Annotated in this window: 27 protein-coding genes and 1 tRNA gene; 2 read left to right on the top strand and 26 right to left on the bottom strand. The window is 65.4% G+C overall.

What is annotated here, in order from left to right; genetic code table 11:
- Positions 1 to 128 precede the first annotated feature (128 nt).
- The gene (locus NT151_03090; protein ID MCX6537912.1) at positions 129 to 446 is read left to right on the top strand and encodes a pathogenicity locus; all 318 of its coding nucleotides are present in this window, start codon (positions 129 to 131) and stop codon (positions 444 to 446) included.
- Here NT151_03090 and NT151_03085 read toward each other — a convergent pair.
- The 16 genes from NT151_03085 to NT151_03010 all read right to left on the bottom strand — a co-directional run bounded on the left by NT151_03085 (position 382) and on the right by NT151_03010 (position 16418).
- Positions 382 to 1074 carry an endonuclease III gene (locus tag NT151_03085; GenBank protein ID MCX6537911.1) on the bottom strand — a complete coding sequence of 231 codons (693 nt, stop codon included), beginning with the start codon at positions 1072 to 1074 and terminating at the stop codon, positions 382 to 384. The two genes, NT151_03090 and NT151_03085, sit on opposite strands and share 65 nt — an antisense overlap.
- A 16-nt stretch (positions 1075 to 1090) precedes the next feature.
- Positions 1091 to 2062 carry a D-glycerate dehydrogenase gene (locus tag NT151_03080; protein MCX6537910.1) on the bottom strand — a complete coding sequence of 324 codons (972 nt, stop codon included), beginning with the start codon at positions 2060 to 2062 and terminating at the stop codon, positions 1091 to 1093.
- Position 2063: 1 nt separating this feature from the next.
- The gene (locus NT151_03075; GenBank protein MCX6537909.1) at positions 2064 to 2333 is read right to left on the bottom strand and encodes a hypothetical protein; all 270 of its coding nucleotides are present in this window, start codon (positions 2331 to 2333) and stop codon (positions 2064 to 2066) included.
- 24 nt (positions 2334 to 2357) lie between these two features.
- On the bottom strand, positions 2358 to 3014 hold the full coding sequence (locus NT151_03070; protein ID MCX6537908.1) for a tetratricopeptide repeat protein: 657 nt from the start codon (positions 3012 to 3014) through the stop codon (positions 2358 to 2360).
- Positions 3015 to 3071: 57 nt separating this feature from the next.
- On the bottom strand, positions 3072 to 3788 hold the full coding sequence (locus NT151_03065) for an alpha/beta hydrolase (GenBank protein MCX6537907.1): 717 nt from the start codon (positions 3786 to 3788) through the stop codon (positions 3072 to 3074).
- Positions 3785 to 4495 carry a pyridoxine 5'-phosphate synthase gene (locus tag NT151_03060; protein ID MCX6537906.1) on the bottom strand — a complete coding sequence of 237 codons (711 nt, stop codon included), beginning with the start codon at positions 4493 to 4495 and terminating at the stop codon, positions 3785 to 3787. The genes NT151_03065 and NT151_03060 overlap by 4 nt, the downstream gene beginning before the upstream one ends.
- Positions 4496 to 4723: 228 nt before the next feature.
- Positions 4724 to 6832 (bottom strand): bifunctional aldolase/short-chain dehydrogenase, encoded by a 2109-nt coding sequence (locus NT151_03055; GenBank protein MCX6537905.1) that lies wholly within the window; start codon positions 6830 to 6832, stop codon positions 4724 to 4726.
- A 6-nt stretch (positions 6833 to 6838) separates the two neighbouring features.
- On the bottom strand, positions 6839 to 7552 hold the full coding sequence (locus tag NT151_03050) for a ribulose-phosphate 3-epimerase (GenBank protein MCX6537904.1): 714 nt from the start codon (positions 7550 to 7552) through the stop codon (positions 6839 to 6841).
- A gap of 4 nt (positions 7553 to 7556) precedes the next feature.
- A complete protein-coding gene (lsrF, locus tag NT151_03045) occupies positions 7557 to 8459 on the bottom strand; it encodes a 3-hydroxy-5-phosphonooxypentane-2,4-dione thiolase (protein MCX6537903.1) in 903 nt (300 codons plus the stop codon).
- Between the two features lie 183 nt (positions 8460 to 8642).
- Entirely contained in the window at positions 8643 to 9986 is a 1344-nt protein-coding gene (glmM, locus tag NT151_03040) for a phosphoglucosamine mutase (protein MCX6537902.1), read from the bottom strand.
- Complete coding sequence (locus NT151_03035; protein ID MCX6537901.1) at positions 9983 to 10894, bottom strand: CdaR family protein; 912 nt, start codon at positions 10892 to 10894, stop codon at positions 9983 to 9985. Before NT151_03035 ends, glmM begins: the two co-directional genes overlap by 4 nt.
- On the bottom strand, positions 10894 to 11706 hold the full coding sequence (gene cdaA / locus NT151_03030) for a diadenylate cyclase CdaA (GenBank protein ID MCX6537900.1): 813 nt from the start codon (positions 11704 to 11706) through the stop codon (positions 10894 to 10896). Before cdaA ends, NT151_03035 begins: the two co-directional genes overlap by 1 nt.
- A 42-nt stretch (positions 11707 to 11748) precedes the next feature.
- A complete protein-coding gene (gene folP, locus NT151_03025; protein ID MCX6537899.1) occupies positions 11749 to 12618 on the bottom strand; it encodes a dihydropteroate synthase in 870 nt (289 codons plus the stop codon).
- A 292-nt stretch (positions 12619 to 12910) separates the two neighbouring features.
- Positions 12911 to 14845, bottom strand: coding sequence for an ATP-dependent zinc metalloprotease FtsH (ftsH, locus tag NT151_03020; GenBank protein ID MCX6537898.1), 1935 nt, complete (start codon positions 14843 to 14845; stop codon positions 12911 to 12913).
- Complete coding sequence (gene tilS, locus NT151_03015) at positions 14846 to 16270, bottom strand: tRNA lysidine(34) synthetase TilS (GenBank protein ID MCX6537897.1); 1425 nt, start codon at positions 16268 to 16270, stop codon at positions 14846 to 14848.
- Positions 16271 to 16341: 71 nt separating this feature from the next.
- Positions 16342 to 16418: transfer RNA gene (locus tag NT151_03010), tRNA-Met, on the bottom strand.
- Positions 16419 to 16785: 367 nt separating this feature from the next.
- On the opposite strand from NT151_03010, the gene NT151_03005 reads away from it, so the two are divergent.
- Complete coding sequence (locus tag NT151_03005; protein MCX6537896.1) at positions 16786 to 17601, top strand: Dam family site-specific DNA-(adenine-N6)-methyltransferase; 816 nt, start codon at positions 16786 to 16788, stop codon at positions 17599 to 17601.
- Here NT151_03005 and NT151_03000 read toward each other — a convergent pair.
- The 10 genes from NT151_03000 to NT151_02955 form a co-directional block, all read right to left on the bottom strand.
- Entirely contained in the window at positions 17596 to 18558 is a 963-nt protein-coding gene (locus NT151_03000) for a deoxyhypusine synthase family protein (GenBank protein ID MCX6537895.1), read from the bottom strand. The genes NT151_03005 and NT151_03000 overlap by 6 nt on opposite strands.
- Before the next feature lie 244 nt (positions 18559 to 18802).
- Positions 18803 to 19498: a VIT1/CCC1 transporter family protein gene (locus tag NT151_02995; protein MCX6537894.1), complete on the bottom strand. Its 696-nt coding sequence runs from the start codon at positions 19496 to 19498 to the stop codon at positions 18803 to 18805.
- 14 nt (positions 19499 to 19512) lie between these two features.
- A complete protein-coding gene (gene queA, locus NT151_02990; protein MCX6537893.1) occupies positions 19513 to 20559 on the bottom strand; it encodes a tRNA preQ1(34) S-adenosylmethionine ribosyltransferase-isomerase QueA in 1047 nt (348 codons plus the stop codon).
- Positions 20560 to 20572: 13 nt separating this feature from the next.
- Positions 20573 to 21577 (bottom strand): ketoacyl-ACP synthase III, encoded by a 1005-nt coding sequence (locus NT151_02985; protein MCX6537892.1) that lies wholly within the window; start codon positions 21575 to 21577, stop codon positions 20573 to 20575.
- Positions 21574 to 22593, bottom strand: a complete 1020-nt coding sequence (gene ruvB, locus NT151_02980) for a Holliday junction branch migration DNA helicase RuvB (GenBank protein MCX6537891.1) — start codon at positions 22591 to 22593, stop codon at positions 21574 to 21576. The genes NT151_02985 and ruvB overlap by 4 nt, the downstream gene beginning before the upstream one ends.
- Before the next feature lie 4 nt (positions 22594 to 22597).
- Positions 22598 to 23206: a Holliday junction branch migration protein RuvA gene (ruvA, locus tag NT151_02975; GenBank protein MCX6537890.1), complete on the bottom strand. Its 609-nt coding sequence runs from the start codon at positions 23204 to 23206 to the stop codon at positions 22598 to 22600.
- On the bottom strand, positions 23203 to 23748 hold the full coding sequence (ruvC, locus tag NT151_02970; protein MCX6537889.1) for a crossover junction endodeoxyribonuclease RuvC: 546 nt from the start codon (positions 23746 to 23748) through the stop codon (positions 23203 to 23205). Before ruvC ends, ruvA begins: the two co-directional genes overlap by 4 nt.
- On the bottom strand, positions 23745 to 24494 hold the full coding sequence (locus NT151_02965; protein ID MCX6537888.1) for a YebC/PmpR family DNA-binding transcriptional regulator: 750 nt from the start codon (positions 24492 to 24494) through the stop codon (positions 23745 to 23747). The genes ruvC and NT151_02965 overlap by 4 nt, the downstream gene beginning before the upstream one ends.
- Before the next feature lie 308 nt (positions 24495 to 24802).
- Entirely contained in the window at positions 24803 to 25108 is a 306-nt protein-coding gene (locus NT151_02960) for an MTH1187 family thiamine-binding protein (GenBank protein MCX6537887.1), read from the bottom strand.
- A gap of 220 nt (positions 25109 to 25328) precedes the next feature.
- Positions 25329 to 26105 carry a class I SAM-dependent methyltransferase gene (locus tag NT151_02955; GenBank protein ID MCX6537886.1) on the bottom strand — a complete coding sequence of 259 codons (777 nt, stop codon included), beginning with the start codon at positions 26103 to 26105 and terminating at the stop codon, positions 25329 to 25331.

Genomic DNA, 26105 nt, shown 5'->3' with positions numbered 1-26105 from the left:
ATTCTCGCCGCCGGCAGGACGCCGCAGGCGGAATAGGCAGGATGATACACCATCACGAGAACCAAGATGTAGGATCAGGATCATCAGCTATCACTTCGGACATGTTCGCACTCCCGACAGAGGTCACGATGAAAGACGAACTCCAGCTCCTGCCAGGTGTCGGTCCCAGCATTGCGAACGACCTTCGTTCCCTGGGCGTGAGATCTGTGCGCGATCTTGGCCGCCGCGACCCTGAGCGGTTGTACCGCTTGCTCTGTGTCCAGACTGACGAGCGCCAGGATCCCTGCGTGCTCTATACGTTCCGTTGCGCCGTGTATGCGGCCCGCACCAAGGGGCCTGACCCCGCGCTGCTCAAATGGTGGGCCTGGAAGGACAAGAAGCTCAGTCCGGGGCGACGCGCGACTTCCCGACCCTTGTCACGCCCACGCGCGGGCAGCGGGGGCTAATCACGCAGTCGCCACAGCGAGGATGAGTCGGCCGGCAGACGTTCTGGCCCCACGTCACCAGATAGAGATTGATGTAGGGCCACCATCGCGCCGGGAGGCGATCGTACAACGCCTGCTCGGTCTCGTCGGGTGTCCTGGTCCATACCCACCCGAGCCGGTTCGAAATGCGATGGACGTGCGTGTCCACGCAGATGTTGCGAAGACTCCTGAATCCCAGGATGAGGATCAGGTTTGCCGTCTTGCGTCCAACGCCCGGCAGGATCAGCAGTTCGTCCATCGTGCCGGGCACCACGCCCTTGAAGCGATCCAGGAGAATCCGGCAGGTCTCCTTCACGTGCCTGGCCTTGGTGCGATAGAAGCTGACCGGATAGATGAGCGTCGCGATCTCGGGCACGGTCAACGCCGCCATGCGACGGGGTGTCGGTGCCTTCCTGAACAACCGCTCCGAGGCCGCCGCCGTGGTCGCATCCTGCGTGCGTGCCGAGAGCAGCGTCGCAATCAGCACCTGAAACGCATCGTCCTGCTGCTCCTCCGCGATCTTCTCGACGATTGGCAGGTCGAAACCGGTGATGGCCCGGGCGAGTCCGCGCATGATCCACTCGATGTCGCGGGAATGTGGTTTCGGCATCGGTATCCGGAGAGGTTCAGTCGAGGGGAATGGGTGTGAGTGGCGCGTGACCGGACAGCACGGCCATCACGTTGCGGGCCGCCAGATCGGCCATCGCCGTCCGAGTCTCCACCGTCGCGCTGCCGATGTGTGGAGCGAGCACGACATTCTCGAGCGCGAGCAACTCGGGGTGCACGACCGGCTCACGTTCGTAGACGTCGAGCGCCGCGCCCCCGATCAGGCGCTCGCGCAGGGCCCAGGCAAGCGCCTCTTCGTCGACCACCGGCCCGCGTGACGTATTGATCAGGTAGGCGCCACGCTTCATCCGCGCCAGTGTCCGCCGGTTGATCAGGTGACGGGTCTCTGGCGTGAGCGGCACGTGGAACGAGATGACATCCGAGGTTGCCAGCACCTCATCGAATGTGACCCTGGCGTATCCGGCGTACTCCGACCCCGGCCCTGGCGTGTCGGCGTCGAGCGTGGTGTAGACCACGCGCATACCGAATGCGCCTGCCCGCGCGGCAACCGCACGCCCAATGCGTCCGAAACCCACGATGCCGAGTTGCTTGTGCCGCAGATCCGAGCCGAGCAGGAAGTCGAGGGCCCAGCCCTTCCACTCACCGCGCCGGAGCAGCCGTTCACCCTCAGGAATGCGCCGCATGACGGCGAGCATGAGGCCCCACGTCAGATCCGCAGTCGCCTCAGTCAGCACGTCCGGCGTGTTGGTGATGACGATGCCGCGGTCGCGGGCGGCGGCCCGATCGATGTTGTCGAATCCGACGGCGATGTTCGCCACAATCCGAAGGCCAGGGGCCGCATCGAGCACCTCGGCGTCGATGCGGTCCGTCAGCAGGCACATCAGCGCCTGCTTGCCGGCCAGCCGGGCCTTGAGTTCACCCTCGGGAATCGCGATCGCGCCGGTGTAGAGATCGATATCGCAGGCCGAAGCGAGGCGTGCGCTGACCGACTCGGGAATGACGCGAGTGATGAGGACGGCCGGCCGGGACATCTCACCCACGCGACAGGTACGCCTGGCGACACTTGTCGGAGCAGAAGTACACCGTGCCCGAGTTGCCGCGAACGGCGAGGGCGGAACTGGGCACAACGAAGGTGCCGCAAACCGGATCGCGCGCCATCACCTGGCCCTTCTCAGGCTTCTGGGCAGGCGGCTTTGGCGCGACCCCCTGCTTGAATCCTGAGAAAAAGCTCCGCAGCGCTCGTCCGATGAAGAGCGCGAGAAGCCCGAAAACGAGGAACCGGATCAACAGGCGTCCCAACATAGCGAGCGGTGTGAATCGCGTGCCCTACTTCTTTAACATGCCAGACGGCGACGCACCAACTGCGACCGGGGCAGATCCAACCGGCGGCATCGCCCCATCCGGGTGGGCGGCCTTCAGGTTGTCGAGGGCCCGCCGTGCCGACTGGGCTTCCTCGCTGCCAGGCGCGAGTTTGATGACCTCATCCCACGCCGCCGTCGCGCCGGTCAGGTCCTGCTTGCCGAACGCCTTGACCACGCCCAGATTCAGCCACGTCTTGGTGTGCTTCGGATCAAGGCTGAGCGACACCGACATCTGTGTGATCGCGCGATCGGCCTGATCCGTGTAGTAGTAGCAGATCGCCAGATCGGTGCTGACGTTGACGTCCTTCGGGGTAAGCGCTAACGCCTCCTCGTACCACTTCGTGGCCTCCTGGTAACGTCCGGCGTCGAAGTACATGTCGCCGAGTCTGACGCGCGATTGCACGTCCTTCGGGTCGCGCTCGGCAATGTTTCTGAGCGGGGCGGCCTGGCTTTCATCCAGTGCCGGGCGTGTCGTCGGCGGTGCCGCCGTCTGGGTCATCTGCGCGGCCGGCGCTCCGCCGGGAACGACCCGCACCAGAACCTGCTGCGTCCCGATAATCCAGCCCACGATGAGACCGAACAGCGTGCCAGCAACGGCAAAAACCATCGATTCAGTTTTCATGACGTATCAATGACCTCGCCGCGCCGCGATGATCGACCTGGTGGCGACGGCTCTTGATCATAGCAACGTGCGAACGAACCAGTCCACCAGCACCGTCGCGAGATCCGACTCGCGGCTCAGCATGACGGTTCCGTGACCCGCGCCAGACAGCACGCGGAGTTCGCGAGGGCCGTCACCCATGCTGACCATTCCGCGTGCGGAGCGCAGGGCGTAGGGATCCTCGCTGCTCGCCACGAGCAGTGCCGGTCGCGAACCGAATTTCCTGAGTGCCGGCTCCATGCGCAGGTTGCGGTATTCCAGCGACGGCGACAGGAGCGCCAGCGACCTGACCGACGCGTCGTTGCCTGCGACGATCGCCGCGACGTTCGCCCCGACTGATGCGCCGGCGATCCCGATGCGGCCGGAAGCAATCTCGGGCCGTGCCGCCAGGTACGCTCTCGCGGCCTCGACGTCCAGAACCAGGTCCGCGAGGTCGTCGCCGCCCTTCGCATTTGTCTGTGGCTGACCGGCGCGACGAAAGTCGACCGACAACGCGGCAATGCCGGCGTCGACGAACTTCTGTGCCGCGCCGTCCCAGTCGTGCCGCGAGCGCGTCATCATGTGCAGCAATACCACCGCCGGGGCCGGATGCTTGTCGGGCAGGAACAACGACCCGGTGATCTGGACTCCGTCCCGCGTGGTAAACGACACGGTTTGCGGCTCGACGGCCGACACACGGCTGGCCAAGACGGTCAGCAGTAGCAGGACGATGGCGGATGCCGTCGGGTGCTTCATCCGCGCAACAACGCCACCATCTCGCGTACAGCCCTGTCGAGCCCAACCAGGGCGGCACGCGCCACAATGCTGTGGCCGATGTTCAGTTCGATGATGTGCGAAACCCCGACGATGGGCTGCACATTGAAGTAGTTCAACCCGTGCCCGGCCAGCACCTCGAGCCCGAGCCGCGCTGCGCGTTCAGCGCTTTCCCGGATCCGCGCCAGTTGCTGCGGTCTGTCGTCATCAGGCGCGTCCGCGTACGGCCCGGTGTTGATCTCGATCGCATCGGCACCGACCTCTCTGGAGGCCTCTACCTGCGCCGCGGCCGCATCGACGAAGATGCTCACCCGGATGCCGGCCGGCCGGCATCGCTCGACCGCGTGCCGGACGGCGGAGAGATTCGCAGCGACATCGAGGCCACCGGTCGTGGTCACTTCTTCGGGACGCTCGGGAACCAGGGTCACCTGGTCCGGCTTCACCCGACAGGCGATGTCGACCATCTCACGTGTCGCCGCCATTTCGATGTTGAGCTTGCTCTGCACCACCTGCCGCAGCAACTCAACGTCCCGGTCCTTGATGTGGCGGCGGTCGCTCCGCAGGTGCACGGTGATGCCTTCGGCCCCTGCCAGTTCCGCAATAATCGCGGCCGCGACCGGCTCTGGTTCGCGTGCCTTGCGCGCCTCGCGAATCGTCGCAATGTGATCGATGTTGACGGCTAAACGCATGCTCCTGCTCCTGAACACGGGCGCGCACAGGGGCCCGCCCCTACGGGTTCCTACCGAGTCCCAAACCCCTAACCCCGGGGCCCCACCGACAGGCTTCCCTGGGATCGCCACGCTCCAGCGTGGCCAGAACACGGGCCGGGCTGGAGCCCGGCGTTCCCAGGTTTTCACCCGTCCCCACGGCCCTCCCGAATCCCAAATCCCGACTACCGACTGGGGGGTCTGCCGTTTCTATCTCGGCGTCGCATCCGGCAGCCCGCCATCCACCGGAATGGTCGCTCCCGTGGTGGGCGACTGGCGCGTCGCGAAGTAGAGCACCGCGTTGGCGACGTGCCGCGCGGTCACCCTGGCTTTCAGCAGATTCCGCGTCCGGTAGTACTCCTCGAGCCCGGCTTCGTCGAGGCCACGAGCCTTCATCCGGTCAGGGCCGACCTCCGCCCACAGGCCGGAGCGGCGCGTGCCGTGGCCGAAGACGGCGTCGGGCGACACCATGTTGACCCGCACGTCATGATCGGCCAGTTCCAGGCTCGCAATCCGACCGAGTTGATGCGCCGCCGCCTTGGTGGCGCTGTACGCACCGAACTTCGCGCCTGGTGCGAACACGTTCTTGGTCGAAACGAGCACGATATCTCCGCCCGTGCCCTGTAGAGCGAAATGACGGCCCGATTCCGCCAGCACCAGCAGGGTGCCGTCGATGTTGACCCGCTCCAGCCGCCGGAACACCTCAACGTCCATGCTCGTCAGCGGCGACACATGGGCGATGCCAGCGTTGATGATGACCAGATCCACGCCGCCCCAGCCGCTCGCCACGCGCCGGAACGCCCCGGCGACCGACTCCTCGTCCGTCACATCCATTGGCACCGCGCGCACCCGCCCCGGGAAGGTCCGGCTGAGGTCTCCAGCCAGCGAGTCCAGACGCTCGCCAGCCAGATCGGTCACAACCACATGGCAGTCTTGTTCGAGCAGGCCCTGCGCGATGCCGGCGCCGATGGCTCCCGCCGCGCCCGTGATGAGCGCCACGCGCCCGGCAAGCGATCCGCGAGTGGCGGCCAACTTCGCGTGCTGCACGCCGCGGTACTCCATCTCGAAGAGCTGACACTCCGACAGGCCCTCGTAGGCGCCAATGGCGGCAACGGCGAGCTTGACCTGCAACGTCTGCGCCGTGATGTCGCGACTGATGGCCGCGGCCTGCTCGTCCTGCCCCGCACAGATCGCGCCCACGCCCGGCAGCAGCACCACGCGCGGCAACGGAGCGAACGTCTCGAGTCCGCCCTGCATCGTCGCGCGATGCCTGGCCAGATAGGACTCATAGGCTGCTGAGTAGGCCTGCACGGCTGCCCGGAATGCGTCTGTGAACCTGGCGAGATCATCCCAAGCGGGCGCATCGAACCAGAGCGGGAGGCTCCTGGTGCGAATCAGGTGATCGGCGGTGAGCGGTGGCGTGACCAGCGAGTCCTTCGCGTCAGGCTGTTCCAACGCTCCCAGCACCTGGTCGTTGACGAGCGGCGAGAGGACGACGCGATCCCATTGAGGCTCGGCTGAGCCAGATCGGCGCGCGAGTTGGCCACGAATGATCGGACCAACGGCCCCCAGCCGCTCCCAGGCGTCGGCGACAGCGGTCCGCGAAACGGTGACCCTGGCGCCCTTGCGCGATCGAGCGGCGAGAAACGCCTCGGCCCGCGCGACCAGGTCGATGTGCGACTCATATGAGGCGCGGGCGGTATCACCCCACGTCATCAGCCCATGCTTCAACAGCACCAGGCCGCGCGCGGCCGGCGCAGCCTCGACCGCCGCTGCGGCCGCCTTCGCCAGGAGGAAGCCCGGTTCGACGTAGTCGAGGATGGCCACGTCGTCGCCAAAGGCCTCGCGCACCAGGGTTTCGCCGCCGCGCTGGTTCGTCAGCGTAAGCACAGCATCCGCGTGGGTGTGATCGACGAAGATCCCCGGCAGGAAGGCGTGAACCAGCGTTTCGATCGACGGGGTCGGGCCGCGCGAGTCGAACAGCGCGCGCCGCAGCTGGTTGACCATCTCGTCGTCTGTGAGGTGGTCGAGCGCGCGGAAGCGGCGCAGCCACGTCAGATCCAGGACAGGATGGCCTTCGGGTTCAATCGTGGCCATGTCGAAGCCCGACGCCTTGACGAAGATCGCCGGAACGGCTTCGCCGAGGGCCGAACGTTGCTCCGCTTTCAGCGACGTGTTTCCGCCGCCGTGCAGCACGAGTGCCGGGTCGGCACCGAGCAACCGGCTGGCGTACGTTCGCAATGCCAGCGGCTCGCCGACACGCGGACCGTACCGCTCGACCATCCGCGCCGCTTCCCGCTCGTCCCAGCGGTTCTTCATCGTGTCCTATCCTCGCAGCGCACGTGTCATCCCGTCGAGGTTGGCGCTGATGTCCCCGTCGAACACCGCACTGCCCGTCACGACCATGTCCACGCCGCGGCCAGCCAGTTGGCCGATGTTCGCCTTCGTGATCCCACCATCGACCGCCAGAAGAATGTCGCGACCAGAGGCGGCGACGATACGGCGGACCGCCTCGATCCGTCCGAACGTGGCGGGCAGGAACTTCTGGCCGCCAAAGCCCGGATTGATCGCCACCAGCATCACGAGATCAATCTCGTCGACGAGCGGCTCGAGCGCGGTTATCGGCATGCCCGGGTTAAGCGCCACACCCCGGGCGATCGGTCGCGCCACGTCGTCGGCATGGGTCATCGACCCGATCTGCTGCAGGACCCGGTGCGGGTGCCGGCACGCGTCGGGATGCACGGTGATGATGTCCGCGCCGGCCGCCACGTAATCCGCGACCGATGTCCCCGGCTCACGGATCATGAGGTGCACATCCTTCAGCATCCTGGTCCTGACCGCTTTGATGAAGGGCGGCCCAACCGTGAGCATCGGGACGTAGCAGCCATCCATGACGTCGAAGTGCGCGACGCGCGCGCCAGCCTGCTCCAGGCGGGCGACGTCGGCGCCGAGCGCCATCAGATCGGCCGAGACCAGGCCCACACTGAGTACGGGTCCGGCCTCGCGGACCTGTCGGACGACAGGATGCATGGCGGCCATACGGCTATTTCTTCTTCAGCGATCGCTCGTGCTCACCTTTGAGCGTGAGGTAGAAGTCGTAGGCCTGCTTTGACGGCATCAGGGTGTGGACGACCTTACCTACCGCCTGGATCATGGCGGCAGGGGCATCGGACTGGAAGATATTGCGGCCCATATCCACGCCCGCCGCGCCCTGACTGACGGCGTTGTACGCCATGGTCAGCGCATCCAGTTCGGCCAGTTTCTTGCCGCCGGCCATGACGATCGGCACGGGGCAGCCGGCCGTCACCGTGTCGAACCCCTTGTCGCAATAGTAGGTCTTGACCACCTGCGCGCCAAGTTCGGCGCAGATGCGGGTCGCGAGGCCGAGGTACCGGGCGTCTCTCACCATGTCCTTGCCCACCGCCGTCACACCGATCGTGGGCACGCCATACCGGAGGCCCATGTCGACCAGACGCGTCATGTTGTGGACGGTCTGCGTCTCGAACTCCCCACCGATGTACACCTGCACCGCCATGGCCGACACGTTCATTCTGATCGCATCGTCGATGTCGACGGCGATCTGCTCGTTCGACAGCTCCTTCAAGGTGCTCGGGCCGCCGCTCGACCGCATCACGACGCCGCTCCCGAACGACGCGGGAATCGTCGACCGCAGGATGCCGCGCGTGCACATCAGCGCGTCGGCGTACTTCAGCAGCGGCACGATGGTCAGATCGATGCGCTCCAGGCCCGTCGTCGGCCCAAGAAAGTATCCGTGATCGATCGCCAACATGACCGTGCGGCCGCTCTCGGGGCGGAAAATCCGAGCCAGGCGATTCCGCATGCCCCAGTCGAGCTGATGCGCGCCTTTCAGGTAGAAGCCCTCGTGACTGGCGGGTGTGTCTACGAAGAAGTTCTTGGTTTCCTTGACGTCGTCAATATCAGCCATTGCATGACTCCTATGAGCGTACCCTGACGTCGGGTCTGACCACCACCGCCAAGGCTACGGCGGTCCGCCGAAGCTCTACGCGAAGGCGGAAGACCCGGCCTCCAGTGCCAAAGACCCAGTCTGCCGTTCCGGGTTCTTCCCGAATCCCGAATCCCGAACCCCGAATCCCGGCTGCCTCTCTCCCTACATCCCAATTTCCTGTCTCACCGCCGCCGCAATCTCTTCGGCCCACGCGTTGATCTCGTCCTGGCGCTCGCCTTCAATCATGACGCGCAGCAGCGGCTCGGTTCCCGAGTAGCGCACCAGCAGGCGTCCCCGCCCCGCGAGACGGTCGTCGACCGAGGCGGCCGCCTTGGCGATGGTGGGAATCGTGTTCCAGTCGCGCTTCTCGCGGACGCGGATATTGAGCAGCACCTGCGGGAACGTCTTCAGGCCCGACGCGAGGCTCGCCAGCGACTCCCCCGTTTCGGCCATCACGCGCAGCACGTTGATCGCGGTGACCAGGCCATCCCCCGTGTAGAGGGAGTCCGCGAAGATGATGTGGCCGGACTGTTCGCCGCCGAGCGCCAGGTTATCCCGCAGCAACTCCTCCATCACGTACTTGTCGCCGACCGGGCAGCGCACGATCCCGATCCCGAGATCTCGCAGGGCCAGCTCGAGGCCAATGTTGCTCATCACGGTCGCGACGACGGCATTGCCCCGCAGCCGACCGGTGGCCTTCATCTGCTTCGCGCAGAGGTACATGATGGCGTCGCCGTCGGTGATGGTGCCGTTGGCATCGATCAGAATGGCGCGATCGCCGTCGCCGTCGAACGCCACGCCCAACTGGCAGCCGCGTTCGACCACGAGCGCGGCCAGTTTCTGCGGATGTGTCGATCCGCAAAGCAGGTTGATATTGCGCCCGTTGGGTTCACACCCGATGGTGGTGACGTCGAATCCGAGCGCCCGCAGCGCGTTCGGCGCCAGCAACGACGTGGCTCCGTGGCCGCAGTCAATACTGATTCGACGCGCGTGGGTCGGAAACACGCCGGCCATGGCCTCCCGCGCGTGGGCGAGATAGGCCTCATCCAGATCGACCTGCTGAACCGGCGGCGCGTCACCTTGCGGCTCGAACCAGGACGCATCGGCGACGATGGCCTCAACTTCCGCCTCGAGCGCTTCCGTGAATTTCTCACCCGCGCCGGAGAAGATTTTGATGCCGTTGTCTTCGAAGGGATTGTGCGATGCCGAGATCACCACACCTGCCGTGAATCCCTGGCTGCGCGTCAGATAGGCGACGGCCGGTGTCGAGATGATACCGGCGCTGGTGACCATCGCGCCGTGTGATGTCGCACCGAAGGCCAGGTCGCGCTCGATCCACTCGCCCGACTCGCGCGTATCGCGCCCAATCAACAGGTGGGGCGCTTCAGACGAGGCTGGCAGCGCTCTGACGAGTGCCCCGCCGAGGCGGCGGATGGTCCGAACATCGAGTGGCGGCACACCGGCCCGCCCCCGCACACCGTCTGTGCCAAAGAGTCGCGTGCTCATTTGATGGCGATTTGGACCTGCGCCGGGTCGATCCGGACGACGCTGAAGGCACGGGAGGACGCGATCGTGACGGACAGATCGTATCTGCCTGGGCCGAGGCCGCTCAGATCGACCGACGCCTCGATGACGTCCGCCGTCAGACGCTGGAGGACATTCTCCTGACCGCGGACCGTGACCACCACCGCCGACGGCGTCGATCGGGCCGCGCGCCCTTCACGCAGATGGAACATCCGCATCGCCACGTTTGCGATCGTGCGCTCGGTTCGAGTCGCCGCGATCTCCACCAACACCCGCGCAGTACGGCCGTTCTTCAAGCGCGCGGCACTGTTTGGCATTCCAATCGTCACCGATTCGCGCACTGACGAGGTCGCGCCTTCGATCGGCACCGGTTCGGTCACCGCTTGCTGGAGTCCACGCAGGGCGCTTTCCGGACCGATGACCGCGACTTCGGTCGGTTCGGTGGCGATCCGCTCGACGGCGTACCCGGGCGCCGGCTGGCCTTCGATCGACGGCACCACCGGCACGGTCTTGGTCATGGTCCGTTCAAACACCAGCGTGGTGGTGGCCGGCGCCACGCTCTTGACCTCCACGCCGAACGGCACGCGCACATCGTCTGGGGCCAGATGAAACAGATGCCGTCCGGCTCCGGCATTTGTCAGATCCATGAGCGCCATCACGTCGCCGGCCGACAGATTGCCGAGCGCGCTGGACGAACCGCGTACGCGGACGTCGACGGTGCCAGGCATCTCGCCGACCATCTCGACGCCGTCGGGGATATTCTGCAGTTCGAGCGGCACACGCAGGCTCCGCTCGACGATCTTCTCTCCTCCGACCAACACCCACAGCAGGGCGGCAATCGCCACCGACAACACCTTGAGACCGAAATGGCGAAATGGGTTGTAGGCCATCAGTCGAAGGACCCCGTCGATTGGCGTTCGGCCACCCGGCGCCGATGCGGAACCAGCGCCCGCAATTGCTCTCGCAGGCGATCGGCGTCCAGGTCCCGTTCCATTCTGCCGTTCAGCGCGAGCGAAATCAGGCCTGTCTGCTCGGACACGACGATGGCCGCCGCATCAGACTCCTCTGTCAGGCCGATCGCGGCGCGATGACGCGTCCCCAGATCACGGCTGACCGCCGGATTGACCGTGAGCGGCAGAAAGCACGCGGCCGCGGCGATCCGATCGCCCTGGATGATGACGGCCCCGTCATGCAACGGCGATTGCAGCTGGAAGATGCTCCGCAGCAGATCGTAGGTCGTCGTGGCGTCGAGCGGGATGCCGCCCTCGATGTAATTGCGCAGTCCGATATCGCGTTCGATCGCGATGATGGCGCCGGTGCGCTGGCTCGCCAGCATCGTGGCCGCCACCACCAGTTCCTCGATCAACTCTTCGTTCGACTCGGTCCGTGTGAGATATCGGAAGAACCGCGCGCGCCCGAGATGGGCCAGCGTGCGGCGAATCTCGGACTGGAACAGGACGATGGCCGCAAAGACGACGTAGCCGAAGATGTTGCGGATGAGCCAGTTGACCAGATCGAGGTGCCACCAGCGCGACAGGTAGTAGACGCCGACGAGCAGGCCCACACCAATGCTCATCTGCACCGCGCGCGTGCCACGAAGCTGTTTGAGCAGTTCGTAGATCGCGACGGCTGCGACAAGGATGTCCAGCAGATCGGTCCAGCCGACCGGCGCACGCTGGAGAAGTCTGGTCAGGCTATCCACGTTGGTGTCTTCACTCCGGTATTGACGTCTGGCCGCAACGGGTCAGGTTCTGGCCCGCTGTCGGATGGCATCGGCGACGCGCGCCACCTGCACCATCGGGCCCACGTCGTGTACGCGCACGATGTGGGCACCCGACAAGATGGCAGCAGTCACGGCAGCGGCCGTTCCCCAATCCCGCTCGGCGGGCATCGCCGGTCCCATCGCCGCCGTCAGAAACGACTTGCGCGACGGGCCGATGAGCAGGGGCCGGCCGAGCGCGTGAAGCCGTGGTAACGCCGCGAGCAGCATGAAACTGTCGTCGGCGCGCTTGGCGAATCCGAGGCCAGGGTCGAGGATGATGCGATCGGCACTGATGCCGGCCGCGGTCGCCCGGTCCATGGCCTGACGAAGTTCGGCAGCCACCTCGACGACGACGTCGCTGTAAACCGCGTCGCGATACATCTGCCGCGACCGGCCTCGCGTGTGCATCAACACCACGGCCGCTTGGCTTCGGGCGACGACATCTGCCAGCTCGTGATCATACCCTAACCCGCTGATGTCGTTCACGATACAGGCGCCGGCAGAAAGTGCCGCAGCGGCAACGCCCGCCTTGTAGGTGTCGACGGAAATCGGGATGTGCAGCCGTCCCACAAGCCGCTCGATGACGGGTATCACCCGCGCCAGTTCGTTGGCTTCTGACACCGGCTCAGCACCCGGCCGTGTCGACTCTCCGCCGATGTCGATGATGTCGGCCCCGGCCTCTTCCATGCGCAACGCGAGCGCTGCGGCCTCGTCTGGATCGGCCACACTGCCGGCGAACGAATCGGGCGTGGCATTGACGATCCCCATCACGAGCGTGCGGGCCCCCAGCGCGAGGCTGCGCCCGTCGGCGAGCGGGATCGTGAACGTGCCGCGGGCGGCGATGGTCTCCATGGTCTCCCCAATTCTGCCAGAAGGTCCCATCAAGACGTGTGCGGAATCGGCTACAGCGCGGTAGGCCAAGCCCAGTGCGGGCGCTCACCAAGCGGCACGGCATCCAGACAGAACGGACCGCGCGGTGGCGCGGCCCGGGGTGTTTCGGCGGAACAGAGACTCCGGCGCTGTCTTAGTGCTTCGACTCGCAAACAGGGCTGGGTGTGCTTGCGAGCCGATCCGATGACCAACGCTCGCTCAGCACTAAGTCCTGAGTGAGTAGATTCGTCGTCGAATCTATGAATCGAAGGACTTAGCGCTCCTGCGGCAGCGGATTCTGAAGCGGAGCGACGATGCCCGAAGTGCGATCGGCATCGAGGTCGGACGGGCTGTCAGGCGCGGACGGGCTATCGGTGACGACGGCCGTCGGCGCCGTACTCACGGGCACGATCACATCGAGCGCCTCGCCGGCGACGATGCGTCTGACCTGCTCGCCATCGAGTACCTCGCGCGTGAGCAGTTCGTCGGCGATCCTGTTCAGCGCTTCACGGTTCGCTATCAGCGCGTCTCTGGCGCGATCGTGGTTCTCCGACACGATACGCCGCACTTCCTGATCGATCTTGACCGCGGTGTCTTCGCTGTAGTCCTGGTGCTGCGCGATTTCGCGGCCGAGGAAAATCTGCTCTTCCTTCTTGCCGAAGGTGAGCGGCCCCATCTCGGGGCTCATGCCCCACTCGCACACCATCTGGCGCGCCAGGTCGGTCGCCCGCTCCAGGTCGTTGCCGGCACCGGTGGTCACGCTGCCCAGGCAGATGTCCTCGGCGATGCGCCCGCCCATCAGAATGGCAATCTGATCGAACAGGAACTCGCGCGAGTAGTTGTGCTTCTCGTCGATCGGCAGCTGCTGCGTCAGCCCGAGCGCCAACCCGCGCGGAATGATCGTCACCTTGTGGATCGGATCGGCGTTGGGCAGCAGCACCGTCATCAGCGCATGCCCGGCTTCATGAATCGCCGTGATGCGCTTCTCCTGCTCGCTGATGACCATCGAGCGCCGCTCCGAGCCCATCAGGACCTTGTCCTTCGCAAACTCGAAGTCGGCCATCTTGACGGACTTCTGGTTGTAGCGCGCCGCGCCGAGCGCAGCCTCGTTCACCAGGTTGGCGATATCCGCGCCCGAGAACCCCGAGGTCCCGCGCGCCAGCACGGCCACATCCACGTCGTCGGCCAAGGGGATCTTGCGAGTGTGCACCACCAGGATGCCTTCGCGTCCGCGCACGTCCGGCCGATTGACAATCACGCGGCGATCGAAACGACCGGGCCGCAGCAGCGCCGGGTCGAGCACGTCGGGCCGGTTGGTGGCCGCCATCAGGATGACGCCTTCGTTCGACTCGAATCCATCCATCTCGACGAGCAACTGGTTCAGCGTCTGCTCGCGCTCGTCGTGGCCGCCGCCAAGGCCTGCGCCGCGATGCCGCCCGACGGCATCAATCTCGTCGATGAAGATGATGCACGGCGCGTTCTTCTTCCCCTGTTCGAACAGGTCGCGCACACGCGACGCGCCGACGCCGACAAACATCTCCACGAAATCCGAGCCGCTGATCGAGAAGAACGGCACGTTAGCCTCGCCGGCTACCGCGCGCGCCAGCAGCGTCTTGCCCGTTCCCGGCGCCCCCATCAACAGGACGCCCTTCGGGATGTGACCCCCGAGCTTCTGGAATCTCTGCGGCTCCTTGAGGAACTCGATGATCTCCTGCAGTTCTTCCTTCGCTTCGTCGACGCCCGCGACGTCCTTGAAGGTGGCCTTCTTCTGCGAACCGGACGACAGCTTCGCCTTGCTCTTGCCAAACGAGAGCGCCTTGTTGCCCCCGGTCTGCATCTGCCGCATGAAGAAGATCCAGAAGCCGATCATCAGCAGCGCCGGGGCCCAGGAATAGAGCAGCGATGCCCAGGGGCTGGCGGTCTCTGCCTTGGCGGTGATCATCACGTTGCGCTCGACCAGCTTGTTGGCCAACCCGTCGTACTGCGTTGGCGCATACGTGCGGAACGATTCGTTCGCCTTGGTCGTGCCGGTGATTTCGCTGCCGATGATGGTGACCTGTGACACCTGCCCCGAGTCGACCCAGGACATGAACTCGCTGAAAGTAATGGACTTATCCCTTGGCTGGAACGCCCCAGAGAGATTCCAGACCAGGATGGCCACAACCACCAGGACCAGCCAGAAGACCAAGCTCCGAATCGTGGAGTTCACCTAGAGTTCTCCCAATCGCCTAAGTTTCAAGATTACCACGGTTTGCGTGCGATCCGTGACCCTGGCTTCGTCGCCGGTGACATGCCCTGCCACCCAGACGATGCGGCCGAGGGCATCGACCACGATCGGCACCCGATCTCGAAGCGCGCGCGGCACTTTCCGGTCGACCAGAACGTCTTGCAGCTTCTTCCGCCCCCCGAGTCCGAGGGGCCGGACCGAATCGCCAGGAGCCCGCGACCGGACCCACAGGCCGCCGGCCACGGCCTCCGAATCAACCACCGCCTCGTGGCTCGACGTAATTCCTTTGCCTTGAGCCACTTGCAATGTTTCTGCTCGAGCCTCCGTGGTCTCGATCACGCATCCGCACTCGGGAATCACCAGACGGCCCGGAACCGGCAGGCTATAGCTGAAGCTAACCGGAGCATCCGGGCCCGGAGACTCCCTTCTAGATAAGACAACCGCCGACGGATTTCGTTCCACGCGAATGCCAGGAAGATCGGCGACCGCGCTGGCTTCGTCTCCTGCCGCCAGGCCGAGTACCTGCTCGACGTGGTCGAATCCGAGGAACCGGGAATCGTTCACGCGCAGAAGTGCCATCCGGACGACCCGCCGGGCAAGAGCCACGGGCAGGGCGCCAAGACGCGTTGCGTCGAGCGCGATCCCGCCGCCATCGACGGAGGACTCGATCGAGATGCGCGCCTGTTCGGCCATCTGGTCGAGCAGCGTCGATTCGTCGCGCAGCACGAGTGCCTGGCGCGAGAGCACGGCAGTAATGTCGGCGTTGAGATGCTTGGCGAGCGATGGCAACAGGTGATGACGAATCCAATTGCGGGGAATGGTCAGGTCACGGTTGGTGGAATCGTCGCGGTAGCGCTCGTCTGCCTCATCGAGGAATCCGACGAGATCCCGGTGGCGGATGTCGAGCAGGGGCCTGACGAAGATCCCGCGTCTCGGCTGAATCCCAGCCAAACCAGACGTGCCGGCTCCTCGCAGCACGCGCAGCAGAAACGTCTCGGCCTGATCGTCTCGGGTGTGACCAGTGGCGACGCGATCAGCGCCGAGGCGATCGGCGACTTCGCTGAACCACGCGTACCTGGCGCGGCGGGCCGCCACTTCGATCGACACGTGTCCAACGCGCGCGAGCGCGGCCACGTCCCCGGAACCGACTTCGACAGGAACGCCGACGCGTGCCGCGAGTTCGCGGCAGAACGTCTCGTCACCATCGCTCTCGCTGCCCCGCAATCGGTGATTGAAATGCGCGATCCCGGCGAGCACGAATCCACACTGGGGCACCAGTTGCCGAAGCAGAAACAACATCGCCACCGAGTCGGCTCCGCCAGACACGGTCGCCAGCACCCGACACCCGGGCGGCAGAAGTTGGTCGCGCTCGATGGCGCGGCGGACGCGATCGGAAAGCGGCGTCATGACAGTCTTGGGACGGGGCAGAAAGCAGTCGAGGGGTCGGACGTGTCTAACGCGCGACCCCTCGACATATCTGGTGCCGGTGCAGGGACTTGAACCCCGGACAACGCGGATATGAGCCGCGTGCTCTAACCATCTGAGCTACACCGGCCGGAACCGGTTGATTGTACCACACGGGAATTGAGAGCTGGCGGCCCCGGGGTCAGCGTTCTCTCAGAAAAACCACCCGAGATTTTCTTGGGCCCAATTTGCACGACGCTCCCCGTGGCTCCTGCCCGGGCCGGGCTGGAGCCCGGCGATCCCAGGCGGATCACGCTCGCCAACTGTCAGGTTGCCAGCTGTCCGGACTGTCTCGGGCCTGAGATCGCCACGCTCCAGCGTGGCCAGATCCGGAGCCGGGCTGTCCGCCTCCGCGCAGCGCTACGGCGAGACCTCGACGAAGCTCAACGAGCGAAGTCGAGGAGTCTGGCGTTCTCCTTCGGCGCATCTGAGGGTGTCGGTCACCGTATACTTCATCAATGGCCCAAAGCCCTCAGTGCCCCGATACCACGCCTGCACGCCCTGGCCCGCCGCTCAAGTGGGCCGGTGGAAAGCGGTGGCTCGTGCCGCATGTGCAGCGGCTGTGGGCTCCACATGCATCGAGCCGACTGGTCGAGCCGTTTTGCGGAGGCCTCGCGGTGGCGTTGAGCCTGGCGCCTGACCGGGCGCTGCTCAACGACGTCAATCCCCATCTCGTCAACTTCTACCGTCACCTGAAGCGCGGCCTGCTCATCCGCCTGCCGATGGAGAACGATTCGGCGGCGTTCTATACGCACCGCCAGCGCTTCAATGAGTTGCTGCAAGCCGGGCGGGTGCGCACGGTCGAGGCGGCATCGCTGTTCTACTACTTGAATCGCACCGGGTACAACGGTCTCTGCCGCTTCAACAGCCGCGGCCAGTTCAACGTGCCGTTCGGCCGCTACGCGCGCATCAGCTACACGCGCGACTTCGCCCGCTACGTGGACGCCTTTGCTGACTCGGAGTTCCGGAGCGTGGATTTCGAGAGCTTGCGGCTGCGCCCGGACGACTTCGTGTACGCGGATCCGCCGTACGACGTACCGTTTACGCAGTATGCGCGTGGGCGTTTTTCCTGGGATGACCAGCTCCGCGCCGCCCACTGGCTGGCTCGCCACCCCGGCCCGGTCGTGCTGTCGAATCAGGCCACGCCGCGCATCGTCGCCCTCTACAAGCGCCTCGGCTACAAACTGAAGTTCCTGGCCGCGCCGCGCAGGATCAGTTGCACGGGCGATCGCGCGCCGGCACGCGAGGTGCTGGCCACGCGGAACCTGTCATGATCCCTGCTCCCCTGCCGCTTCGATGATCGCGGCGGCGAGCAGTGGAATCAGGATTTCGTGCTGACCGACCAGGCTGTAGCCGTGCCCGCCGGTGCCAGCCACCGGACGCGTGACGACGTTGGTCTGGGGCCGGTACAGTCGCGCGAAGTCGAGGTTGACCGTCGTGAGACCTGTGAGCGGGATGCCGCGATTGCGGGCGAGCGCAACGGCTTTCAGAAAGACCTCCGGCAGCACCACGGCCGACCCGCAGTTCAGGTAGACGCCACGGTTGAGCCGCGCCACGTTCGACACAAAATAACGGAAGTCGCGCAGGCTGCCGGCACCAAGCGCCTCTCCTGACGCATCCGGATGCATGTGGGTGATGTCGGTGCCAAGCGCCACGTGCACGGTCAGCGGCACGCCCAGTTGCGCGGCGGTCGCCGCAACGCTGAGGTGGCCAAACGGGGGTTGCGTCTCGGCCAAGAACTTCCCGACCGACTGTCCAATGCCAAGCCCCTGCGCCACGCCTTCGTTTATCGCGCGGTTCAGCAGACGCCCGGTTTCCTCGGCCATGCCAAATCGGCCGGGGCCGAGCTCCTCGTCTACGTTTTCCGAGGTGGAACCGCCGAGCGCGATCTCGAAATCGTGGATGATGCCGGCCCCGTTGGTGGCCAGGGCAGACACGAACCCGCGTCGCGCCAGGTCAATCAGGATGGGCGAGACGCCGGTCTTGATGACGTGCGCACCAAAGCCCCAGATGATGCCGCCGCCCGTGTCGCGGGCCTCGACAATCGCGCGCACAACCGCGCGAAAGTCGGCTGCGCCGAGGATGTTCGGCAGGTGATCGACAAACGCCGCGACACCGTCGCCCAACTGATGCGGCGTTGCGAAATCCGCAACCGACGCCTTGCTCTTGCGCGAGCCCAGCGGATAGGTGCGGACATCCGACAGGTCGAATTCTTCGTAGGGAAAAGACACGGCGTTCTCCAACAGGATCGCTAGCGAAGCTCCGCCTCATTCCGCCGAGCGCTCTCGCGGGCAATCGGCGCCAGAAGAGGTACCGGCAGCCCGCCATTCCCCCGAGTTCGGGAATGCACGGCTGGACCCCGGCTTCCGCCGGGGTGACGAGAACTTGCTTCATTCGGCAACATGAGGCTCATAGAAGATGACTAGACAGTAGTCACTCGCCCAGCCAAACACAAGAGCCCGCCGAAGCCAATCGCTAGCTAATTGCTCTGGCGATGGCGAAGGCGGCACCGGCCGCCAATCCCCCAATCACCGTTGTCTGCACGGCGCTGCGCACGGGATGCGCCCCGGTGAAACGCCCTTTCATGTACCCGAAGAGCGCGAGCGCCACGGCCGTCACCGCCACCGACGCCGGCAGCGCACTGGCCACGCTGCTTTGCAGCATATACGGCAGCAGCGGAATCATGCCGCCGACGGCGTACGACCCCGCGATTGTGACGGCGCTATGCAGCGCCCGACGCGGATCCGGCTCCTCGAGCCCGAGTTCGAACTTCATCATGAAGTCGACCCACGCCTTGGGCCGCGCCTTGAGCGCCGCGACCACCGGAGCGCTCGCCTCCTGGTCAATCCCGTACGCGTGCAGCACCTCCAAGACCTCGGCCACTTCGCGTTCGGGCAACTCAACCACTTCCCGCTCTTCGCGCCGACGCTCGGAGGCATAGTGCTCGGCATCGCTGCGAGCCGCCAGATAGCCACCAAGGCCCATGGCAATCGATCCAGCCGCCACCTCGGCCAGCCCGGCCGTGACAATAAGGCGTGATGCGGCCACCGCGCCCGACAATCCGGCGGCCAGCGCGAAGGGCACCGTCAGGCCATCGGACATCCCGATCACCACGTCGCGAACGGTCTCGCCGGCGGTGAAGTGATGCTCGGTGTGGTGCGTATGCGGCATGTGCTCTCCCTTTTCTAGACGATCAACATTGCGTCGCCGTAGCTGTAGAACCGATAGCGCTCGCCGACGGCCTCGGCGTATGCGGCCAGAACAGTCTCCCGCCCACCGAACGCCGCTACCAACATCAAAAGCGAAGACGAGGGAAGATGAAAGTTGGTGACGAGCGCCCCAACGGCTCGGAACTGGTAACCCGGGTAGATGAACAGATCGGTCTCGCCCGCTCCTGCCTCGACGCGGCCGTCACCGCGCGCCACCGCCGTCTCGACCGCGCGCGTCGTCGTGGTGCCAACCACGACGAGCCGGCGACCGGCGTCGAGCGCGGCAGTGATGCGGGCGGCAGCGTCGGGCCCGATCTCGTAATGCTCTGCATCGACCGTGTGGGCCTCGACCTCGTCGACTCGAACCGGCTTGAACGTGCCGTAGCCCACGTGAAGTGTGATCTCCGCGCGTTCGATGCCGGCGGCGTCAAGATGCGCCAGCAGGGGGCCGGTGAAGTGCAGCCCCGCGGTGGGCGCGGCAATCGACCCGCGCTCGCGGGCGAAAACGGTCTGATAGCGGTCGCGGTCGAGATCGAGATCTGCGCGTTTGATGTAGGGCGGCAACGGGATGTGGCCGATCGACTCGATCACATCCATCACGGGATACGGCTCGTCGGTCCACAACCGGACTTCGCGGCGACCGAAGAACCGCTGCGCCAGTACCTCGGCGTGCAGCACGCGGCCACCGCGCTCGAACCGCAACCGGCGACCGGGCTTGAGGCGCTGCCCTGGATGCACCAGCGCTTCCCAGCGTTCGTCGTCGAGGCGCGAGACCAGCAGCACCTCGACGGCGCCACCGCCTGGCTCGCGTGTGCCGAGCAGCCGCGCCGGAAAGACGCGCGTGTTGTTGAAGACGAGCAGGTCGCCCGCGCGCAGGAATTGCGGCAGGTCACCGATGGTTGCGTGCGTGCACGTCCCGGATGCCCGATCGACGACGAGCAGGCGCGACGCGCCACGCTCGGCGGGCGGAAACTGCGCAACGAGATCAGGCGGCAGGTCGAACGAGAAGTCGGCGACCTTCACGTGGATTGGTTGATTAGAACGCCCAGCGCAACAGCACCGACCCGACGGTAAAGCCGGCGCCAACAGACGCGAGCAGCACCAAGTCGCCCTTCTTCAATCGCCCCTGCTTGATGGCGTCTTCGAGAGCGAGGGGAATGGTCGCGGCGGTGGTGTTGCCGTAGTGCTGGATGTTGAGCATCACCTTCGACTCGGGGAATCCGAGGCGATCGGCGGCCGACATGATGATGCGCCGATTGGCTTGATGCGACACGAAGAGGGCCACATCTTCGGCGCTGAAGCCGTGTTTCTCGAGGATGCGGCGGCTGATTTCCTCGGTCTTGCGCACGGCGAACTTGAAGACCGTCTGGCCCTCCTGCTTCACGAAGTGCAGGCGCTGGTCCACCGTCTCGTGCGACGCCGGTCGCAGGCTGCCACCGGCGGGCATCTGCAAGGCCGCCGCGCCGCTTCCGTCAATCTCGTGCTCGAAACCGATGATCTGCAGCCCGTCCTCGGTGGCCGCTTCCACCACGACCGCGCCTGCGCCGTCGCCGAACAGCACGCAGGTCGTCCGGTCCGTGTAGTCGATGATGCTCGACATCACATCGGCCCCGACCACCAGCGCGTGGTTGCTCTTGCCGGTTGACACAATCTGGCTGGCCACGCCCACCGAGAACGTGAAGCCCGAACAGGCCGCCGCCAGATCGAAGCCCCAGCACCCGGCCGCGCCGATCTTGTTCTGGATGAGCGCTGCCGTGCTCGGAAAAAGCATGTCGGGTGTCGTCGTGCCCACGACGATCAGATCGATGTCGGCCGGCGTGAGCCCCGCCTGCGCAATGGCTTTCAACGCGGCCTCTTTGCCCAGATCTGATGTCGCTACACCCTTGTCGACGATGTGCCGGGTGTGGATGCCCGTGCGCTGGAGAATCCACTCGTCGGTCGTGTCGACCATCAGGCTCAGCTTCTTGTTGTCGAGGATGCCAGGCGGCACATAGGTCGCCAGCGAACTGATGCGCGTCGGTCGGATCGTGTTTCCGTTCACCACAGTCCCGGATCCCTTCCTGGGGCCTTGAGGCCGAAATATTCGTAGGCGCGGGCCGTCGCCACGCGTCCCCGCGGCGTGCGATCAAGGAAGCCGCGCTGGATCAGAAACGGCTCGTAGATGTCCTCGATCGCATCCTTCTCTTCGCTAATCGCCGCCGCAATCGTGTTGACGCCGACCGGCCCGCCGCCGAACTTGTCGATGATCGTGCGGAGCAGACGGCGGTCGATCTCGTCGAAGCCATGTTCGTCCACCTCGAGCATGGCCAATCCCGCCCTGGTCGTCTCGGCGGTGATGTTCCCATTGGCACGCACCTGAGCGTAGTCGCGCACGCGTCGCAGCAGCCTGTTCGCGATGCGTGGAGTCCCGCGCGATCGCCGCGCGATCTCGCGCGCCGCTTCATCGCTGGTGGTCACGCCGAGGATACGCGCCGAGCGCCGCACGATTTCCTCGAGGTCGTGGTCGCCGTAAAAATCGAGACGGTGGACGATGCCAAACCGGCTCCGCAACGGCGATGTCAGCAGCCCCGCGCGCGTCGTCGCTCCAATCAACGTGAACTTCTGCAGCGGCACCTTGACCGACCGGGCGCCCGGGCCCTGACCAATCATGATGTCGAGTTCGTAGTCCTCGAGCGCCGGATAGAGGATCTCTTCGATCGTCGCCGCCATGCGGTGGATTTCGTCGATGAAGAGGACTTCGCGCTCCTTGAGGTTGGTCAGGATCGCGGCCAGATCGCCTGGCTTCTCGAGTACCGGACCTGACGTCGATCGCACCTGCACGCCAAGCTCGTTGCCAATCACGTACGCGAGCGTCGTCTTGCCGAGGCCCGGCGGACCGTACACCAGCACGTGATCGAGCGCTTCGTTCCGCTGCTTGGCCGCGGTGATCGACACTTGGAGGTTTTCGCGCACCCGGTCCTGGCCGATGTACTCGTCGAGTGTCCGTGGCCGAAGCCCGGCTTCGAAGACCGTGTCTTCGTCTTCGCGTACCGGTGTAACGAGACGATCGTCAGGCATCTTGTCAGCTCAGGCGCGCCAGTTCGCGCAGCGCCTGTTTAAGCGCCAGTTCAAAGGTCGGCGATTCAACGCGCTTGAGCGCCGCGTCCACAGCTCTCTCCGTAAGAGGCCGATGATACCCCAGGTTCAGAAGCGCCGAGAGCAGGTCGCGGCGCAGATCCTCGCCTGGTCTATCGGCCTCCCGGCCCGCGTCAGGATCGAGACCGATGTCGGTCGGCAGCCGATCCTTGAGTTCGAGGCAGATGCGCTCCGCTGTTTTCTTCCCGACGCCGGGAATCGCCGTCAACCGTACGACATCCCCGGTCTGGACGGCGCGCACGAGGTCGGCCGGCTCAATTCCGGAGAGCACCGCCAGCGCCAGCTTCGGCCCGATGCCGCTTGTCGCGATCAGCCGCTCGAAAATCTGCTGCTCGAACGCCGTCGCGAACCCGTAGAGCGCCAGGGCGTCTTCACGCACGTGCGTGTGGATGCGGAGCGCGACCTCCCCACCCGGTTCGCCAAGCTTGTAGAACGTGGAGAGCGGCACCGAGACGTCGTAGCCCACGCCGGCGACGTCGACGATAATCCGGTTCGGCTGTTTCTCGGCCAGCCGGCCACGCAAGAACGCAATCATGGGCGATACTCACGCCAGCTCTTCGGCCCGCGGGTACCCCGCTTCGAAGCGGCCGCGAGCGCGGCCACCGGCCCGCCGCTCGCGTGCACATGGCAGATGGCCACCGCCAGCGCGTCAGCCGCGTCATGCGGTGTCGGCACGTCGGCCAGCCCCAGCATGAGCCGCACCATCTCGCCGACCTGGTGTTTCTCGGCGCGGCCGTAGCCGACAACAGCCCGCTTGATCTCGGCCGGGGCGTACTCGAATACCGGGTAGCCGCCCTCGACGGCGGCAAGCAGCGCCACGCCCCTCGCATGGCCCAGCTTCAGCGCGCTTCGCACGTTTTTCGCGTAGAACACGTTTTCGATGGCGACACAGTCCGGTCGGTGCTCCGTGAGCAACCGGCCGAGCGCCTTGTGAATCGTCAGCAACTTGTCGGGAAACGCGGCTTTAGGGGATGTGGCAATCGCGCCGCATGCGACCAGCGCATGCCGGCTGCCATCAGTCTTGATACAGCCGTAACCCGTGCGTTCGGAGCCGGGGTCGATGCCAAACACCTTCACGCGTAGGAGGCCTCGATGTCCTTCTCCGCAATGTCCGCGTTCGACCACACGTGCTGCACGTCGTCGTGCTCCTCGAGCAGGTCGAGCAGTTTGATCATGCTCTGGGCCGCCCTGCCCTCAAGCGAGACGTAGATAGTCGGGAGCATGGACACCTGCGACGAGACCAACTCGATGCCGAGCTTGTCGATCGCCTCCTTGACGGTGGGATACACCTCAGGTGCACTCAGCACTTCCCAGCTGTCGCCGTCGTCGCGCAGGTCGTCGGCGCCGGCGTCGAGTGCCGCGGCCATCAGCGTGTCTTCGACGGCCTTCGCCTTCTCGATGACGATGTAGCCCTTCTTCTCGAACATTCGGCGGACGCTGTTGGTCTCGCCGAGGTTGCCGCCGTACTTGCCGAGCAGGTGCCGGAGCTCGCCAACGGTCCGGTTCTTGTTGTCGGTCATTGTCTCGATGAGCAGCGCCGCGCCGCCCGGGCCGTAGCCCTCGTAGGTGATTTCTTCGTACTGGACGCCGGGCTCTTCGCCGGTGCCGCGCCGGATGGCCCGCTTGATGTTGTCGGCGGGCATGTTCGCCTGCTTCGCTTCCACGATGATGGTGCGCAAGCGCGGATTGGTATCGGGGTCGCCGCCGCCACCGCGGGCGGCCACCGTCAATTCCTTAATGATCCGGGTGAACGTGCGGCCCCGCTTGGCATCAGCGGCGCCTTTCTTGTGCTTGATGGTCGCCCACTTGGAATGGCCAGACATGGGGAAACTCCAGCAAAAACTCAAAGAAAACGGCCGAAAAAGTGCGTGTTTATCCTAGCATAGCCAACCGACGCGAGGCCAGACAACCGGGGCCCCCATGCGGCAACCGCATTGGGGTGGAAGCCAGAGCCGCCGCCGGCACGACCGACGCCGAGACCGTCGCGGCCCGCAAGCGGCTGGAGGAGGTGTTCATGCGGCTTCCAACCGTTAAGGCCGGGAGAGCGCCCAAGCGACCGGCGCAGGCACGACGCAGGAAGAAGGACCCGGCTCCAGCGTAGGTCCCGCCGACGCGCCGACGCGCCAGCGCGCTAGTGATTCGTCAGTTTCTGTTCGACGCTGCGCACTTTGTCGTCGAGCGTCTGGGACTTGTCGACGCGGGTGCCGGCCTTGATCACTGTCGAGATGCGCGGCGCGCCCATCTGGTGGACGACCTCGTGGCATCGCTTGATGGCCGCGAACACGTCGTCCCATTCGCCCTCGATGTTGGTGCCGAACGCGTGAAGGCGGGACGACAGCTTGGCGTCCTTGAACACCTTCTCGCACGCGGCGACATAACTCGAGAGCGACACGCCGACCCCAATCGGCACCACGGTAACATCCACCATCACATTCACGGCATCCTCCCCAAAATGAGACTGACATGAGAAATTGGGTCTGACCCAATATCCGCCCAACATCCCCTGCTGACCCCATTATCCGTTGGACCCCTGTCCTCTTCCGGGGTCAGCGCCTGCAGGCGTCAGGCGGCAATGTTGCAAAAACTGCAATAAATGCTCGGAAAAAGACCCGCGATAATGAGACTGACATGAGAAATTGGGTCTGACCCAATTTTCGCTAGCCGGGACGGCGCGCCACGATCAGCCAGACATCCGCCCGGACGTCCCAGGGGCCGCCATCGTAGTCGCCCAGCACGGCCGACACGGCGAAGCCGGCCTGCTCGAGCCGGCGGGTCATCTCCTGGACCGAGACGGTTCTGAAGCTGATCGAGAAGGCGTGAACGTGCCGGCGCGAACCACGCCGTTCGACAAACTCCTGGTCGAAGACCGTCACGCCACGCGAGCGATCCTGGCGGACCGATTCGACCAGCGTGATGTGCGCCTGGCTCCCGCGCATGGTGCCGCGCAGCTTCACGCGGCGATCATACTCCTGCCACGACACCAGATCGGACACCATGTCGATGGCGAACGTGCCACCCTTCTTCAACACCCGATACGCCGCGGCCAGCGTGGCATCAAGCGCGTCGTCATCCAGCAACGATTGCATGATGCCGTAGGGTGCGGCGACCAGAGAGACGCTTGCAGCCGTGAACGGCAGGAACCGGATGTCGCCGCGAACCAGGTGCAGATGCGCACCGAGTTTCGACAGCCTCGTCCGCTTGCGCGCCCGCGCCAGCATCGACGCGGATCGATCGACGCCAACGACGCGTGCGCCGGTGCGCGCCATGGGCAGCGACACGCGTCCCGTGCCGCATCCCAGTTCGAGCACGGGCCCGCCGCATTTTCGCGCCATCTGCTGCCAGAACTTCACGTCGCGCCGCCCCATCGTCTGGGCATTCTCCCAGTCGTAGAACCGCGCGTAGTCGTCCCAGCCTCGCCAGCCTTCCATCGACAT

The organism is Acidobacteriota bacterium, from assembly GCA_026393675.1.
Taxonomy (GTDB): Bacteria; Acidobacteriota; Vicinamibacteria; order Vicinamibacterales; family JAKQTR01; genus JBAXOX01.
This window is presented reverse-complemented; position numbering and strand designations above follow the sequence as displayed.

Coding starts and splice junctions, on each gene's coding strand:
- NT151_03065 (MCX6537907.1), bottom strand. CDS start 3,788: ATGAAGCACCCGACGGCATCCGCCATCGTCCTGCTACTGCTGACCGTC.
- lsrF (MCX6537903.1), bottom strand. CDS start 8,459: ATGGCTGATATTGACGACGTCAAGGAAACCAAGAACTTCTTCGTAGAC.
- glmM (MCX6537902.1), bottom strand. CDS start 9,986: ATGAGCACGCGACTCTTTGGCACAGACGGTGTGCGGGGGCGGGCCGGT.
- NT151_03085 (MCX6537911.1), bottom strand. CDS start 1,074: ATGCCGAAACCACATTCCCGCGACATCGAGTGGATCATGCGCGGACTC.
- ruvB (MCX6537891.1), bottom strand. CDS start 22,593: ATGCCTGACGATCGTCTCGTTACACCGGTACGCGAAGACGAAGACACG.
- NT151_03070 (MCX6537908.1), bottom strand. CDS start 3,014: ATGAAAACTGAATCGATGGTTTTTGCCGTTGCTGGCACGCTGTTCGGT.
- NT151_03050 (MCX6537904.1), bottom strand. CDS start 7,552: ATGGCCGCCATGCATCCTGTCGTCCGACAGGTCCGCGAGGCCGGACCC.
- NT151_03060 (MCX6537906.1), bottom strand. CDS start 4,495: ATGCGTTTAGCCGTCAACATCGATCACATTGCGACGATTCGCGAGGCG.
- NT151_02955 (MCX6537886.1), bottom strand. CDS start 26,105: ATGTCGATGGAAGGCTGGCGAGGCTGGGACGACTACGCGCGGTTCTAC.
- NT151_02995 (MCX6537894.1), bottom strand. CDS start 19,498: ATGCCGCATACGCACCACACCGAGCATCACTTCACCGCCGGCGAGACC.
- NT151_03080 (MCX6537910.1), bottom strand. CDS start 2,062: ATGTCCCGGCCGGCCGTCCTCATCACTCGCGTCATTCCCGAGTCGGTC.
- tilS (MCX6537897.1), bottom strand. CDS start 16,270: ATGACGCCGCTTTCCGATCGCGTCCGCCGCGCCATCGAGCGCGACCAA.
- NT151_03075 (MCX6537909.1), bottom strand. CDS start 2,333: ATGTTGGGACGCCTGTTGATCCGGTTCCTCGTTTTCGGGCTTCTCGCG.
- NT151_02965 (MCX6537888.1), bottom strand. CDS start 24,494: ATGTCTGGCCATTCCAAGTGGGCGACCATCAAGCACAAGAAAGGCGCC.
- NT151_03055 (MCX6537905.1), bottom strand. CDS start 6,832: ATGAAGAACCGCTGGGACGAGCGGGAAGCGGCGCGGATGGTCGAGCGG.
- NT151_03005 (MCX6537896.1), top strand. CDS start 16,786: ATGGCCCAAAGCCCTCAGTGCCCCGATACCACGCCTGCACGCCCTGGC.
- folP (MCX6537899.1), bottom strand. CDS start 12,618: ATGGAGACCATCGCCGCCCGCGGCACGTTCACGATCCCGCTCGCCGAC.
- NT151_03035 (MCX6537901.1), bottom strand. CDS start 10,894: ATGGCCTACAACCCATTTCGCCATTTCGGTCTCAAGGTGTTGTCGGTG.
- ruvA (MCX6537890.1), bottom strand. CDS start 23,206: ATGATTGCGTTCTTGCGTGGCCGGCTGGCCGAGAAACAGCCGAACCGG.
- NT151_03090 (MCX6537912.1), top strand. CDS start 129: ATGAAAGACGAACTCCAGCTCCTGCCAGGTGTCGGTCCCAGCATTGCG.